At 73.2% G+C, this 14,026-nt stretch carries 16 protein-coding genes; 14 read left to right on the forward strand and 2 right to left on the reverse strand.

The genetic code is table 11. The annotated features are described in order from the left end of the window. Nucleotides 1–20: 20 nt before the first annotated feature. A complete protein-coding gene (locus tag ACWGJO_RS38280) occupies nt 21–221 on the reverse strand; it encodes a DUF397 domain-containing protein (protein WP_452190254.1) in 201 nt (66 codons plus the stop codon). Beyond that, the gene (locus tag ACWGJO_RS38285; RefSeq protein ID WP_452190255.1) at nt 218–1,027 is read right to left on the reverse strand and encodes a helix-turn-helix domain-containing protein; all 810 of its coding nucleotides are present in this window, start codon (nt 1,025–1,027) and stop codon (nt 218–220) included. Before ACWGJO_RS38285 ends, ACWGJO_RS38280 begins: the two co-directional genes overlap by 4 nt. A gap of 148 nt (nt 1,028–1,175) precedes the next feature. Here ACWGJO_RS38285 and ACWGJO_RS38290 point away from each other — a divergent pair, with 148 nt between their 5' ends. From ACWGJO_RS38290 to ACWGJO_RS38355, 14 genes are all read left to right on the forward strand, one after another. Beyond that, nucleotides 1,176–1,697 carry an ATP-binding protein gene (locus ACWGJO_RS38290; protein WP_452190256.1) on the forward strand — a complete coding sequence of 174 codons (522 nt, stop codon included), beginning with the start codon at nt 1,176–1,178 and terminating at the stop codon, nt 1,695–1,697. Beyond that, nucleotides 1,694–1,954 carry a hypothetical protein gene (locus tag ACWGJO_RS38295; RefSeq protein WP_452190257.1) on the forward strand — a complete coding sequence of 87 codons (261 nt, stop codon included), beginning with the start codon at nt 1,694–1,696 and terminating at the stop codon, nt 1,952–1,954. Before ACWGJO_RS38290 ends, ACWGJO_RS38295 begins: the two co-directional genes overlap by 4 nt. Then, the gene (locus tag ACWGJO_RS38300; RefSeq protein ID WP_452190258.1) at nt 1,942–2,118 is read left to right on the forward strand and encodes a hypothetical protein; all 177 of its coding nucleotides are present in this window, start codon (nt 1,942–1,944) and stop codon (nt 2,116–2,118) included. Before ACWGJO_RS38295 ends, ACWGJO_RS38300 begins: the two co-directional genes overlap by 13 nt. Before the next feature lie 242 nt (nt 2,119–2,360). Next, a complete protein-coding gene (locus ACWGJO_RS38305; RefSeq protein WP_452190259.1) occupies nt 2,361–2,636 on the forward strand; it encodes a hypothetical protein in 276 nt (91 codons plus the stop codon). Then, nucleotides 2,633–2,791, forward strand: coding sequence for a hypothetical protein (locus ACWGJO_RS38310; RefSeq protein WP_452190260.1), 159 nt, complete (start codon nt 2,633–2,635; stop codon nt 2,789–2,791). The genes ACWGJO_RS38305 and ACWGJO_RS38310 overlap by 4 nt, the downstream gene beginning before the upstream one ends. A 269-nt stretch (nt 2,792–3,060) precedes the next feature. Further along, nucleotides 3,061–3,822, forward strand: a complete 762-nt coding sequence (locus tag ACWGJO_RS38315) for a hypothetical protein (RefSeq protein ID WP_452190261.1) — start codon at nt 3,061–3,063, stop codon at nt 3,820–3,822. Between the two features lie 54 nt (nt 3,823–3,876). Continuing rightward, nucleotides 3,877–4,509 carry an AAA family ATPase gene (locus tag ACWGJO_RS38320; RefSeq protein WP_452190262.1) on the forward strand — a complete coding sequence of 211 codons (633 nt, stop codon included), beginning with the start codon at nt 3,877–3,879 and terminating at the stop codon, nt 4,507–4,509. 166 nt (nt 4,510–4,675) lie between these two features. Further along, nucleotides 4,676–7,960: a hypothetical protein gene (locus tag ACWGJO_RS38325; RefSeq protein WP_452190263.1), complete on the forward strand. Its 3,285-nt coding sequence runs from the start codon at nt 4,676–4,678 to the stop codon at nt 7,958–7,960. Then, entirely contained in the window at nt 7,957–8,739 is a 783-nt protein-coding gene (locus ACWGJO_RS38330) for a DUF4255 domain-containing protein (protein ID WP_452190264.1), read from the forward strand. The genes ACWGJO_RS38325 and ACWGJO_RS38330 overlap by 4 nt, the downstream gene beginning before the upstream one ends. Then, a complete protein-coding gene (locus tag ACWGJO_RS38335) occupies nt 8,736–10,952 on the forward strand; it encodes an ATP-binding protein (RefSeq protein ID WP_452190265.1) in 2,217 nt (738 codons plus the stop codon). Before ACWGJO_RS38330 ends, ACWGJO_RS38335 begins: the two co-directional genes overlap by 4 nt. Nucleotides 10,953–11,233: 281 nt before the next feature. Beyond that, nucleotides 11,234–12,766 (forward strand): phage tail sheath family protein, encoded by a 1,533-nt coding sequence (locus tag ACWGJO_RS38340; RefSeq protein ID WP_452190266.1) that lies wholly within the window; start codon nt 11,234–11,236, stop codon nt 12,764–12,766. A gap of 81 nt (nt 12,767–12,847) precedes the next feature. Continuing rightward, nucleotides 12,848–13,288: a phage tail protein gene (locus ACWGJO_RS38345; protein ID WP_030290301.1), complete on the forward strand. Its 441-nt coding sequence runs from the start codon at nt 12,848–12,850 to the stop codon at nt 13,286–13,288. Next, nucleotides 13,285–13,767, forward strand: coding sequence for a hypothetical protein (locus tag ACWGJO_RS38350; RefSeq protein ID WP_359897850.1), 483 nt, complete (start codon nt 13,285–13,287; stop codon nt 13,765–13,767). Before ACWGJO_RS38345 ends, ACWGJO_RS38350 begins: the two co-directional genes overlap by 4 nt. After that, complete coding sequence (locus ACWGJO_RS38355) at nt 13,764–13,922, forward strand: DUF6760 family protein (protein ID WP_181970396.1); 159 nt, start codon at nt 13,764–13,766, stop codon at nt 13,920–13,922. Before ACWGJO_RS38350 ends, ACWGJO_RS38355 begins: the two co-directional genes overlap by 4 nt. Nucleotides 13,923–14,026 lie beyond the last annotated feature (104 nt).

Here is a 14,026-nt window from a genome sequence, read left to right on the forward strand (position 1 = left end):
AGGCACCGCTGTGTGAGCGCTTAGAGGAGCCCGAAGTCGAATTCCCCGGTGGCGACGGCGGCGACGAAGGAGGAGTGCGCCGCGCGGTCGAAGGCCAGGGCAGGGCCGGAAGGGTCCTTCGAGTCACGGATGTAGGAGATCGGGCCGTCCGGGAGGGCAACCTCGACGCAGTTGTCGTCGCCGGCGCTGTAGCTGGACTTCTTGAAGGTCGGCTGGGTCACTTGATCCTGTCTCTCTCTGCGGTGATGAAGGCGAGCGAAGCATCGACGGGCATGGCTTCTGCTGTGATCTCCTGGAACTTCGCCCGATACAGCTCGACATCGGTCGGGTCCTCGACCCACAGGCTGCTCAGCATCCCTTCGGCCAGGACGACATCGAGGTCTTTCCGCTGCGGGAAGCCCATGAGCGCGAACGCCCCATTCATCCCCGGGTGGATCGCGGCGCCGACCGGCATGACCTGAATGTTGATGTTGGGAAGGCTGCTGAGTGTCAGGAGCCTGTCCAACTGCGGGACCATTATCTCGGGGCGGTTGGCGTTGGAGCGCAGGGCAGCCTCATGGATGACAGCCCATACCTGCACGGGATTTGGTCGCGTCAGGATGGATTGCCGTGCCATTCGTACCTGGACCAGGTCCTCGACGGATCCGCCGGATCGGATTCGCAACCGATCGATGACGATGCGCGCGTAATCGGGCGTCTGGAACAGGCCGGGGATCAAGGACGGTTCGTACGTCTTGTAGGTGACGGCATCAGACTCCAGGAGGATCAGGTCTGATGTGGTGGAGTTGATGACGTCGCGATAGCTCAACCACCAGCCGCGCTTGCTGCCGTCCTTCGTGATGGCGATCAGCCCGGCGCGGTACTCCTCGTCCTCGCATCCGTAGAAGTCGAGGAGCTTGTTGACGTCCTCGACCTTGGCTGCCGTATGAGCGGTCTCGATGCGGGTGAGTTTGGCCTGGCTCATCCCCGTCGCCTCTGCCACCACCTCAGCGGTGAGCTTCCGCTCCTCGCGGAGCTTTCGCAGCACGCCTCCGAGCCGACGCCGACGAACGGTTGACACCACCATGTGTTGTCCCCTCCAGAACTTTCAGTTGACCAGTCTGCCCGTGCAGCAGTCGGCGGCGCTACCGACAACTGGCAGCCAGTGAGGCCGAATTCAGGTTCGATTTGCAAATATGCGACATGCTGCGAGTGAGTTGCGCCTCATCCCGCATTGGCTGCATGCCGAGCGTAGCGGGTCGAGTGCACTGAGTGGGCATCGATCTGCGATCTCGCCGTCCCCCGGTCTGGCGACGAATGATCCACTTCACCCCCCACGGAGGTTCCTTCGTGTCTCCCCTTGGACTCCCCCTGACTGGTCGGCCGCGCGCGAGGAGTTGCGCGCGGCCACGGCGCGCGCCGGGTGGAAGCCCGACCTGGTCGCTGATGCCGAACTCGCGCTCCTCGAACTGTTCGTCAATGCCTGGCGCCACGGCGGTAGTGCGGCGCAGCTCGTCGTCATCGCGGTGCTCGACCACGTGCTGCGGGTCTCCGTCAGCGACGGGAGCCCCATCGTCCCGATCCAGCACGACGGCTCCGACCTGCTCGCGGTCTCCGGCCGGGGCCTGCGCCTCGTCCGCTCCCTCACCGACCGCTTCGGTACGGAGCCCCGGAAGTCCGGGAAGTCCTGCTGGTTCGAGCTGGACGCCGCCGCGTGACCGCCGACCACCGCCGCCCGACCGGGCCGGCCGACGCGATCATGCACACCTGCACCGAGCCCGAGGTCACCTCGCTGCTCGACGAACTCCGCGAGCGCGGCCGCAAGTTCGGTCTGATCTGGCCCGCCCTGGCCACGGACCGGGTGATCGACGGCCGCGTCCTGGTCCGCTTCGGCGCCGCTCCGGCCAGCACCGTCCTCAACCTCCTCGCGATCCTCCGCCACTACGACAAGGCCGAGGCCCCGTGCGACTCCTGATCGACCTCGTCCTTCCCCTCCTCCTGCTCCTCGCCATCGCCGTCGTGGGCCTCGGCGCGGTCGCCGTCCTGCGGATGCCCCACCGCCCGGACAACACCTCCACAGCGACCCCCGCCCCCGCCCCCGACCGGGACCGCAAAGAGGACCGTCAACCCGTGGCCTGAAGCCCCACCCCGCCGACGTCCTGCGCAACAGACTTCTCCATGCCTTTGTCAAAGCCGTCAGATGCACCTGGGCCTTCAGCCGGCGGGTGGCCGGGCCGGGTGGTCGGTGGTCGTATCGCCGCGCCGATCCGAGACGACTCGGCCGAGCCGATGTCACCGCCCCCGGCCATCCTCCCGGCAGGCCACGGGGTTTGTGGCGGCGATGACGCGGCGCCCGACGCCGAACCTGACGAGGAGAACCCGTGCGCGGCTGTCCTGCCGAGGTCTTCTCCATGCTCGGCCCCGGCGAACGACGCTTCGCCAGGGCCGATGCGTGGGCCGATGCGTGGGCCGAGCCGGAAGCCGAGACCGGCACCGAGTTCCCCGAGGACTACAAGGCAGCCGTCGACGCCTACGTCCCGATGCAGCTCAACGGGCACCTGTATCCCTCGCATCCGGCCACCGAGCACCGGAACCCCGGGAGGAAGATCCGCGAGACCTCCCAGGTCTGGGCGGAGCCTGGTACGAGCACCGAATGAGCTTCTCCGAGTGGCTCTACCGCTGTCCGGTCGGCGAGGACATGGTCGGCCCGAACAGCTCCGCCTTCCACCCCGGCCCGGCACGGCTCGAACCGCTGCCGATCTCACCCGATGACCGCCCCACGCCGATCTACGGCCCGGACCGCGGCAGGTGAGCGACGCGAGCGCTTCGCCTGTTCGAGACCGCCGCCACGTTCACCGATTTCCTGCTGCGCTGCGTCGAGCGGGTGGACCGCCCGCCGTTCATCGACCACCGCCGGCCGGGGAAGGCCTCCCGGTACCACCGGGGCGCGGTGGGCAACCGGCCCGGATCGGAAGCGGAGGTGGCAGGAGGCGTTCCTGGGCTGGTCAGGCCGAACGGCGGACCGGTAGCGTAGTGATCTTCGCCAGCGGCAGGTCGGCGGAGTCCTGAAGGTGAACGCCGATGACCGACGTGTACGTCCGACGTGCGGAGCTGCGCCTCGGCGCGGCCCTGGAGGGCCTCGCTCTCGCCCTCCGGGGGGCGACCGCGCGCCCGGAGGAGCACAACTGCGAGTGCCACTGGGGCAGCGCCGAAGAGCTCGCCCTCCTCAAGGTGCCGGGCGTGCGGCTCGATCCCGACCTCCTCCGGCGGAGCTGGCAGGCCCCCGACTGGAGCGACCACGGCTCGGTGCTCCGCCGTGTGCTGCCTCAGCTCGCATGTGCCGTCGTCGACAGCCGGTCCGAGTCGTCCCGGTACCAGGACGAGATCGGTCTCTCGCTCGCCCGCGGACGCTGGCAGGAGTGGCCCCGGGAGCAGGCCGCGGCGGTGCGGGAGTTCCTGCACGCGTTCTGGGCGCACGGCCTCGTCACCCCCGACCCCCTCGCGGACGTGCGCGGGACCCTCGTCCTGTGCGTCGAGGCGTCCGGCGAACTGAGCCCCTGGCTCGACGTCTGGGAGGCGCTGGAGCATCCGGCGGCCGACCGGAACCTCGCGGAGGCCGTCGACGCGTGGGACTACGACCTGCTCGTCGACCGGCTCCCCTGGAGGACCCGGCACGACAAGGACGCCATGGTGGCCGTGCTCACCGCCTGGCTCGCCCGCCACGCCCCCGCCCGGCTGAGGGCGCACAACGCACCGGAGGACCTGCTCCACCGTCTGAGGCTGATCGGCCTCACCGGCCCCGCCCGCTGGGACGATCCGCATTGGCCCCACTACAGCTACTGACCATGGGGTGGCGCTCCTGGGTCGAGCGTCGCAGGGCGGAGCTAGGGTCTCCGTATGCTCCTGTGGATCAACGGCCCGTTCGGCGCCGGCAAGACTCAGACCGCGCACGAGATCCGGTGGCGCCTTCCCGGCAGTGTCGTCTGCGACCCCGAGCACGTGGGTTTCGGCCTGCACCGGATGATGCCGCCGTCGCTGCGCGGGGACTTCCAGGATCTTCCCGCCTGGCGGCAAGGTGTCGTCGACGTGCTGGACCGCGTTCTCACCGATCAGAACGGTGTGGTGATCGCGCCGATGACGGTCGTGGAGCCGGTGTACTTCCGGGAGACCGTCGGTCGGCTGCGGGAACGCGGCCATGACGTCCGCCACTTCACCTTGCTGGCCGAGCGCGCCACGGTGCTGCGACGGCTGCGCGAGCGCGGGTTCGGGCACGTGGTGCGGTTCGTGGCCGGGAGGGACGCCCCGCTGCGCCGGGAGAGCTTCGCCGTGTCGAAGCTGGACCTGTGCCTGGAGCGTTTGCGCGAGGAGGAGTTCGCCCAGCAGGTGTGGACCGACCGGCTGACGGTCGCCCAGGTGGCCGACCGCATCGCCGCCGCTTCGGGGCTGACGCTCGCTCCGAACACCGAGGGTGTTCTCCGGGGGCGCGTCCGCCGGGCCTGGACAGGGGTCCGGCACATCCGGTTCGACTGAGCCGAGGCGGAGGGGCGCACGGGAAGTCGGCCGGGCCGACTTCCCACGCGAGGTGCGGGCGGGCTGCCCTTCGGGGACACCGGTTGTTTCCCCCGCCGAGGGTGCCCGGGCTCTCCCGCGGCGTGCCCGCGGCGGGGAGACTGCGGGCAGACCGCCCCTGCAACCTGTGAGGTCGAGCGTGATCGGCGCCACCGCCACCCCCCGCTCCGTCCGGCGGCCGGCCAGGGCCGCCGTCGCGGTGCTGCTCGCGCTCGCGGCGGCCCTGGTGACCCTGGCCGGCGCCGCCCCCGGCGGAAAGGTCACCGCCGCCCCGGTGGCCGCGGTCGACCCGGCGGCCGGGCGGATCGTCTTCGCCGGCACCAACCACCGCGGCCTCGGCAAGGTGACCGGCGCGGAGTCCAGCACCCCGCTGTTCGGGCCCGGCCCGGTCCACTTCGACCAGGACCCGTCGGCCCGCGGCGACGAACTGGTCTTCACCAGCCTGCGGGACGGCCCGCTGCCCCAGGTGTACCTGCGCGACGCGTCCGGCGCGGTGCGCCGGCTCACCACCGGCATGGACACCGCCCATCCCGCGCTGGCCCCGGACGGCAAGGGTGTCGTCTTCGAGTCCCTGGAGCCCCGCGCCGGAGGCGGCAGTCCCCAGAAGGTCCTGTGGGCGGTCGGCCGGGACGGCAGCGGGCTGCGCCGGATCACCGACGGCGCGGCCGACGAGACCCATCCGACGGTCTCGCCGGACGGCAAGTGGATCGCGTACTCCTGCGCCGGCGAACCGGATCACCGGCAGATCTACCTGCGGCCGTTCGAGGGCGGCGCCTCGGTCAAGGTCACCAACGTGACCGGCGGGGACGCGGTCGACCCGACCTGGAACCCGCTGAACGACGACGCCCACCGCAACGAGATCGTCTACACCTGGGACCAGGGCGCCCAGGGCCGGACCCTGATGCTCACCTCGCCCACCGGCGGCGACAAGGCCTTCTTCCCCGGCACCGGCTCCACCTGGAAGACCGGCTCCGCCGCCTGGATGGCCGACGGCACCGGTGTGCTCTTCCTCAGCGCCGACCTGCTCGACCCCAACAACCCGAGCCCGCAGCCCGACCCGTCCCAGCCGCCGGTGGTGAACCTCTACCGCGCGCTCACCTGCAACTGCGACGCGCCCCGACTGCTCTACCGCGCCAACCGGCTGATCGCCGCACCGGCCTGGCTGGGAACCCAGAACGAGGGCGGCCCCGTCGTCGAGCAGACCAGCGCCGCCGGCGCCAACGTCGCGGACGTGGAGGACATGCGTCCCGACGGCGGGGACCCGCGCGACCTCGGCATCAGCGTGCTCCGCGAGGATCCGGCCGCCGACACCAACACCAGCACCGACCCGGCCGCTGACCCGCTGTTCCACCCCCGTCCCGGCTTCGACCCGTGGTTCGAGCGCCAGACCTACACGCCCGACGGCCGGCAGATCGTGGTGACCCGCTACGAGGACGGCCCCGCCGGACGGATCCAGCGGATCTGGCTCGCCGACGCCGACGGGGCGAACCCGCAGCCGATGAACCTCGCCGGGCGCGGCCCGAACGACCGGGACACCGACCCGTCGATCTCCCCGGACGGCAGGCTGATCGTCTTCAGCCGCAGCGTCCCGGGCACCGGCGAGCAGCCGGCCCGGCCCGGGCGGGTCCTGATCGCCGAGATGGCCACGGGGCGGATCGTCGGCACCGTCCAGCCGCCGCCCGGCCAGCGCGGCGCCTCCGACGGCCAGCCGTTCTGGTCCCCCGACGGCAAGCTGATCGCCTTCTCCCGGACGGCCGTGGTCAACGAGAACGCCGGCAACCTGCACGTCTGGACCGTCGCCGCCGACGACCTCACCCGGCAGACCGACCTCAGCCGGACGGCCTGCCCGGGCAGCTGCAACGTCATCGACGACAGTCCCGCCTTCGCCCCCGACGGCCGCCGCATCGCCTTCAACCGCAAGGCCGGTGACGGCGGGAACAACCAGCAGGACGGGGTGGTGGTCACCACGCCGACCGGCGAGGGCTGCACGGTGGTCGTGCCCACCGGGCTCGGCCAGGGCGCCTGCACCCGGCCGCTGCCCGACCGCCCCACCACCGGGCCCTTCCAGCCCCGGGACGTCGCCTGGACGGCGAACAGCGCCCAGCTGGTGCTGACCTCCCGCCGCGCCGCGCCGCCGAGCGCACCGGAGGGGCTCAAGGTCTACGACTTCGCGACCGCCCAGCTCACCGAGCTGGACTGGCGGCTGCCGGGGCGCCAGAAGGAGCCGGCCGTCCAGCAGTCCGTCGACCTGGCGGTCAGCGTGCCCGAGCGGACCCCGGCCGTCCCCGTCGACGGCAGCACCGAGGTGACCGTCACCGTCACCAACAAGGGCCCCGCGCCCTCGCCCGGCACCGCCCTCACCGTCTCGGTGCCGACCGGCGCCCGGCTCGACAAACTGACCACCCCGACCGGATCGTGCGACGCCGCCGCGCTGCGCTGCGAGCTCGGCACCCTGACCCCGCGCCAGGTGGTCCGGATCAAGGCCACCCTGACCGGCACCCGGCCCGGCGTCCCGGACTTCGGCTGGAGCGTCACCGGGACGGTCGTCGACCCGAACCCCGACGACGACTTCGCCCGGACCTTCCTGCCGGTGCTGGAGCCGCCGACCCCGTCACCTACTCCCACCCCGTCGCCGACCGCCTCGCCGAGTCCGACCCCGCGCCCGAGCCCGACACCCACGCCCAGCCCGACCGCCACGCCCAGCCCGACACCCACGCCCACCTCCACCCCCGTACCGCCGCCGCCCCCGGCGCCCGCCCCGCCGCCCCAGGCCGGCCCCGCGGTCGCGGTCGACGCCCAGCCGAACCCCGGCTACGTCGGCGGCCACGTGACCGTCAGCTACACGGTGCGCAACACCGGTCAGGCCCTCGCCACCGGCCTGCGCCTGACCCTCGGCCTGCCCGCCGGAGTGCCCACCGAGGCGCTGCCCCCCGGCTGCCGGAACGGCACCTGCACGGTGAGCGACCTGGCCCCGGGCCGCAGCGCGGTGGTCCGGGTGGTGCTCTCGCCCGTGGCGGCGCTGGACACCACCATCACCGCGGAACTGACCACCACCGGCACCGACGCCACCCCGGGACCGCACCGGGCGAGCACCCCGCTGCGCATCCTCCAGCCCCGCATCGTCGCGGTGCCGCCGATCGGCAAGCCCGGCTTCGTGACCTCGGTGCGCGGCGTGGACTTCCCGCCCGGCGCGCCGGTCCGGTTCACCTGGAAACCCGGCATCACCGCCGCGGCCGCGCCCACCCGCCCGAAGGGCGACGGGACTTTCGCCGGCCAGCTGCTCATCCTCCCCAAGGACGAGACCGGCCCGCGCACCATCATCGCCGAGGGCCCCGGCTTCTCCCCGGTGACCTGCCCCTTCCTGGTGGTGGAGGGCAGCATCGGCCCGCCCGGGGAGGTGGAGCGGCGGTGATCCACGAGGTCGACGAGGCGCTGCGACAGCTGCTCGCCGAGACCGGTCTGCCCGAGCGCGGGATCGACGTGGTCTTCGACGCGCCCACCCGGGACTTCGCGGCCCGGCGCAACGCGCCCACGGTCAGCGTCTACCTGTACGGGCTGCGCGAGGACACCGGCCGCCGGCAGGCCGGCACCGTCGCGGAGTACGACGCGGACGGCCTGGTCACCGGCCACCGCCCCGCGCCCCGCTGGTTCGAGCTGGCCTACCTGGTCACCGCCTGGACCAACCGGCCGCAGGACGAACACCGGCTGCTGGCCGAGGTGCTGCAGAGCCTGACGACCACCGACACGCTGCCCGCCCGGCTGCTCACCGGCACGCTCGCCGAGCTCGGACTGACCGTCGGGCTGGACATCGCGGGGCGCGACACCGGCCTGCCGTCGGTGTCCGACGTCTGGTCCTCGCTCGGCGGGGAACTGCGGCCCTCGGTCGACCTCCGGGTGCTCGCCCCGCTGCCCGGCGGGCGCAGCCCGGCAGGGCCGCCGGTCACCGAGGGGCTGGTGCTGCACGCCGGCGACACCGCCAATGCCGGCGACACCGCCGATGCCGGCGACACCACCAACGTCGGAGGCAGCACCAACGCCGGGGACACCACCCCGGCCGGCCCGCCGCCCGCCGACGGTCCGGGCCGCCGGCTGCGCTACCAGGGCGCCGGGGACCCCGGGCCGGACGGCTTCGCCGCGCCCCGGGAACGCGGGCTGCCGCCCGGCCGCCGGGCCCGGGGCAGGGCGCGATGAGCCTCGACCTCGACCGGGCCCCGGAGACCGCCTCGGCGGCCGACGGCGCACCGCCCGGGCCGGAGCACGACGGGCCGTCAGGGCCGGAGGACAGCGCACCGTTCGGTCAGGCCCCCGACCAGCTCTGGGAGCGGCTGCAGCGGGTCGAACGGCGGGTCCGCGCCGCGGTGCGCGAGCGCCGGGCCGACGACCCGGACCCGGACGACCCGTACCGCGGCCAGTACCTCGGACCGGAGGCGGTGGAGCGCATCCTGGCGGCCTCCGCCACGGTGCACCGGGCCGCCGCGGACCCCGGCGACGGCCCCGCGCCGCCGCCCGGCTCCCGGCTCGGGCGGCTCAGCGCCGCCTTCGGGCTGCTCCCGGTGGACCTCGACCTGCTGCTGGTGGCGCTCGCCCCGGACCTCGACTCCCGCTTCGAGCAGCTCTACGGCTACCTCAACGACGACCTGACCCGCCGCCGGGCGACCATCGGCCTGGCCCTCGACCTGTGCGGACTGCCCGGGGCGGGCGCCGGCCGCTTCCGGTTCTCCGTCCGGGCCCCGCTGATCGCCGGCGGCCTGCTGGAGATCACCGAGCCGGACCGCCCGCTGCTCTCCCGCACCCTGCGCGTCCCGGACCGGGTGACGGCCCATCTGCTCGGCGACGACGAGCCGGACGGCAGCCTCGCCGGGCTGGCCCGCCGCGCCGGACCCGGGCGCCGCTCCCACCAGCCCCTCGAACAGTTGCGCTTCCTGGCCGCGGACGGCGGCCTGGTGCACCTGCTGGACCGGGGCGGGCACGCCGGCCGGCTCGCGGTGGCGGCCCTCGCGGCCGACGGCCCGCCGCCCCTGGTGGTCGACGCCGCCGCGTTCGCCGACCGCCCGCCGGAGGCCACCGTACGGGTGCTCGCCCGCGAGGCGCGGCTGGGCGGGGGCGGCGTGGTGCTCGGGCCACTGGACCGGTTCGAACCCGAACGGCCCGAGCGGGCCGCGCTGCTGCGCGAGCTGTGCGCGGAACTCACCGGGGTCCCGCTGGTGGTGCACGGCCCGCAGGTCTGGGACCCGGTCTGGGCGGCGCGGAGCCCGGTGGTGCTCACCGTCCGGCCGCCGGACGCGCGCGACCGGGCCGGGCAGTGGGCCCGCGCGCTGGGTGCGGAGCCGGGTGCTTCGGAGTCGAGTCAGAAGTCGGGCGTGGGGTCGGGCGTGGAGTCGGGTGACGAGCCGGGCGAGGAGTTGCCGGAGGAACTGGCCGAGGCGGTGGCCGCCTACCGGCTGGACCAGGAGCAGCTGGCCCGCGCCGCCTCGGTCGCGGCCCGGACGGCGGCCGCCGAGCGGCGCCCGGTCCGGGCCGAGGACCTGCGCACGGCGGTGCGGGCGCAGAACGCCGCCGGGCTGGCCCGGCTCGCCCGCCGGATCGAGCCCGCGGTCGGCTGGTCCGACCTCGTCCTGCCCGCCCCCACCGCGGGCCGGCTGCGCGAGCTCGTGCTGCGCGCCCGGCACCGCGACCAGGTGCTCGGACAGTGGCGGATGCGCCCGGGCGGCGGCCGGGGCAACGGCGTGATCGCCCTGTTCGCGGGGGAGTCCGGCACCGGCAAGACGATGTCGGCCGAGGTGGTCGCCGCCGAACTCGGCATGGAGCTGTACGTGGTGGACCTCTCCACCGTGGTGGACAAGTACATCGGCGAGACCGAGAAGAACCTGGAACGGATCTTCACCGAGGCCGCGCAGGTGAACGGCGTCCTGCTGTTCGACGAGGCGGACGCGCTGTTCGGCAAGCGCTCGGAGGTCAAGGACTCCCGGGACCGCCACGCCAACGTGGAGACGGCCTACCTGCTCCAGCGGATGGAGTCCTTCGACGGGATCGCCGTGCTGACGTCCAATCTGCGGGCCAACCTCGACGAGGCGTTCACCCGGCGGCTGGACGTCATCGCCGAGTTCCCGCTGCCGGACGAGGCGCAGCGGCGCCTGCTCTGGGACCGCTGCCTGGGGCCGCTGGTGCCTCGCGGCGACGACCTCGACCTGGACTTCTGCGCCCGGAACTTCGAGCTCACCGGCGGCTCCATCCGGGCCTGCGCGGTCTCCGCGGCGTATCTGGCCGCCGGGACGGGCGCCCCGCTGGGCATGGCGCAGCTGGTCTCCGCGGTGGTCGGCGAGTACCGCAAGCTCGGCCGGCTCGTGCTGGCGAGCGAGTTCGGGCCGTGGCTGGGCGCGCTCGGGGACACCGGGCACGGCTGACCGCCCCCGGGACGGCTGACCGCCCCCGGGACGGCTGACCGCCCCCGGGACGGCGGGGGGCGACCGGGTGCGACGCGGACGGTCGGCGCGTCCGGCGCGTCCGGGGCGGCGGGGGCGACCGGGGCGTCCGGGGCGCCTGCGCGGACGTCCGGCGGTGTCCGCCGGGGGCAGCCGTTCCTGCCCCCGGTCCGGGACCTGCGGACATGTTTCCGGGTGACGTCCGGGCAGCAGACTCGGGGGCGAATGACCGGCGCAATGCTTGACCAGCCGAAGGAGCGCGTATGCCGTCGTACCTCACCCCGGGCGTGTACGTGGAGGAGGTCCAGTCCGGTGCCCGGCCGATCGAGGGCGTCGGCACGGCCGTCGCCGCGTTCGTCGGCTTCGCCGAGACCGGGCCCTTCCACGAGCCCACACTGGTGACCAACTGGGACCAGTACGTCCAGCGGTTCGGCGGTTTCACCGAGGGCACCTACCTGGCGCACTCGGTGTACGGCTTCTTCGCCAACGGCGGCGGCTCCGCCTACGTGGTGCGGGTCGGCGACCCGGCCCGCCGGGCGCCCGGTGCCGCCCCCGCCGTCACCGCGGCCCCGCCTGTCGAGATCGCCGGGTTCCTCTTCTCCGCCCTGCCGGGCGCGGGTGCCGAGGTGTCCGTCGAGGTCGCCGACCCGGAGGGGGAGAACGTCCCCGAGGACCGCTTCCGGCTGCTGGTGCGCCGGGGCGCGGAGGTCGCCGAGACCTACGACGTCTCGACCCGGAAGAGCACCAAGGGCTACGTCGTCACCCAGCTGCGCGAGTCGAAGCTGGTCGCCGTCGCCGAACAGCCCGGCACCGCGCCGAGTCGCCCCGAGCGCCGCACCCACGCCCTGGCCGCCGCGCCCGCGCCGGCCGCGGCCCCGGTGGGCCGGCTCGACCCCGCCGAGTACGTCGGCGACGCCGCCGCCCGGACCGGCTTCGGCGGCCTGGAGGCGATCGACGAGATCACCATGGTCGCGGTGCCCGACCTGATGAGCGCCTACCAGCGCGGCGACCTCGACGACGAGGGCCTGCGCACCGTCCAGCTGGCGGTGATGTCGCACTGCGAGCAGATGGGCGACCGGATCGCCGTCCTGGACCCGCCGCCCGGCCTCAACGCCCAGCGGATGCGCACCTGGCGCAACGACGAGGCGGGCTTCGACTCCCGCTACGCCGCGCTCTACTACCCGTGGATCAAGGTGTTCGACCCGGCGAGCGGCCGCAACGTGCTGGTCCCGCCGAGCGGGCACGTCGCCGGGGTGTGGGCGCGCAGCGACGCCGAGCGCGGCGTGCACAAGGCGCCCGCCAACGAGGTCATCCGCGGCGCGGTGGACCTGGAGCTGCGCCTGAGCAAGGGCGAGCAGGACCTGCTGAACCCGATCGGCGTCAACTGCGTCCGGGCCTTCCCCGGGCGCGGCATCCGGATCTGGGGCGCGCGAACCCTCTCCTCCGACCCGGCGTGGCGCTACCTGAACGTGCGCCGGCTCTTCAACTACCTGGAGGAGTCCATCCTCCTGGGGACCCAGTGGGTGGTCTTCGAACCCAACGACGACCGGCTGTGGTCCAGCATCCGCCGGAACATCACGGCGTTCCTCACCGAGGAGTGGCGGCGCGGAGCCCTGTTCGGGCAGACCGCGGCCGAGGCCTTCTACGTCAAGTGCGACCGCGACAACAACCCGCCGGAGTCCATCGACCTCGGCCAGGTGATCTGCGAGATCGGCGTCTCCCCGGTGAAGCCCGCGGAGTTCGTGGTGTTCCGGCTGTCCCAGTTCTCCGACAGTACGAGCCTCGTCAACGAGTGACCGGCCCGGTCGGCACCACACCCGTCGGCGCCACTCCTCGGCACCCTCGGCACCCCTCGCATCGGAAGGTGACACAAACCCATGGCTGAAGGCGATCCGCTCTCCACACATATCTTCGGCGTCCAACTCGGCGGCTACAACGTCGAGTCCGTCAAGGAGATCAGCAACCTGACGGTCGAACAGGACGTCGTCGAGTACAAGCAGGTGACCCAAGAGGGCAAACTGATCGTCCGCAAGCAGCCCGGCGCCCGGCTCCCCGGCGAGGTGACCATCACCCGCGGCCTGGACAAGAGCGGCGCGTTCACGGACTGGATCAAGGAGACCCTCAACAACGGGGCGATCAACACCGCGCGGCAGAACCTCACCATCGAGGTCAAGGACACCACCGGTGCCACCCTGCGGCGCATCCAGCTGACCAACGCCTGGGCGAGCCGCTGGGAGGGTCCCACCCTCAGCGCCGGCGAGTCCAGCGCCGCCACCGAGACCGTGACCATCGTGTTCGAGGAGATCTCGGTCGAGTGAGGCGCAAGATCGGCCTGGAGGAGCTGCTGGAACGGGCTCCGGCCCCGCAGAACACCGCGCCGCCGCAGCAGGCCCCGGCGGCAGCGGCGGCGCAGCCCCGGGCGCGGGCGCCGCACACCGAGTTCGAGTTCGAGCTGCCGCTCGGCTACGTCGACGACGAGGGCACCGTGCACCGGCACGGTGCCATGCGCCTGGCCACCGCCCGCGACGAGCTGATGCCGCAGATCGACCTGAGGGTCAAGGAGAACCCGGCGTACCTCAGCGTGGTGCTGCTCAGCCACGTGATCACCAGGCTGGGCGACATCACCGACGTGCACGCCGGGGTCGTCGAGCGGATGTACGCCACCGACGTGGCCTTCCTCCAGGACCTCTACCAGCGGATCAACAGCGAAGGCCACACGCGCGCCGCGGTGACCTGCCCGCACTGCGACGGCGCCTTCGAGGTCGACCTCGCCGGTGGGCGCCTGGGGGAATCGTGACGTACGCGCCTGCTCGGCTGTACGAGGAGATCGCGTACATCGCGTACCACTTCCACTGGCAGCGGGAGGACATCCTCGACCTGACCCACCGTGAACGCGGGCAGTGGGTCAGGGAGATCGCGCGGCTCAACACCCGCATCAGCGAAGGCGGGTGAGCCGGGTGGGGCTTCGGGACTGGATCGGCCGCCGCAGGGGCGGCGAGGGCGCCGTTTCCGGTGCCGCCTCCGCTGCCGCCTCCGGTGGCACGGAGGCGGCCCGG

It is taken from the genome of Kitasatospora sp. NPDC054795, from assembly GCF_053611565.1.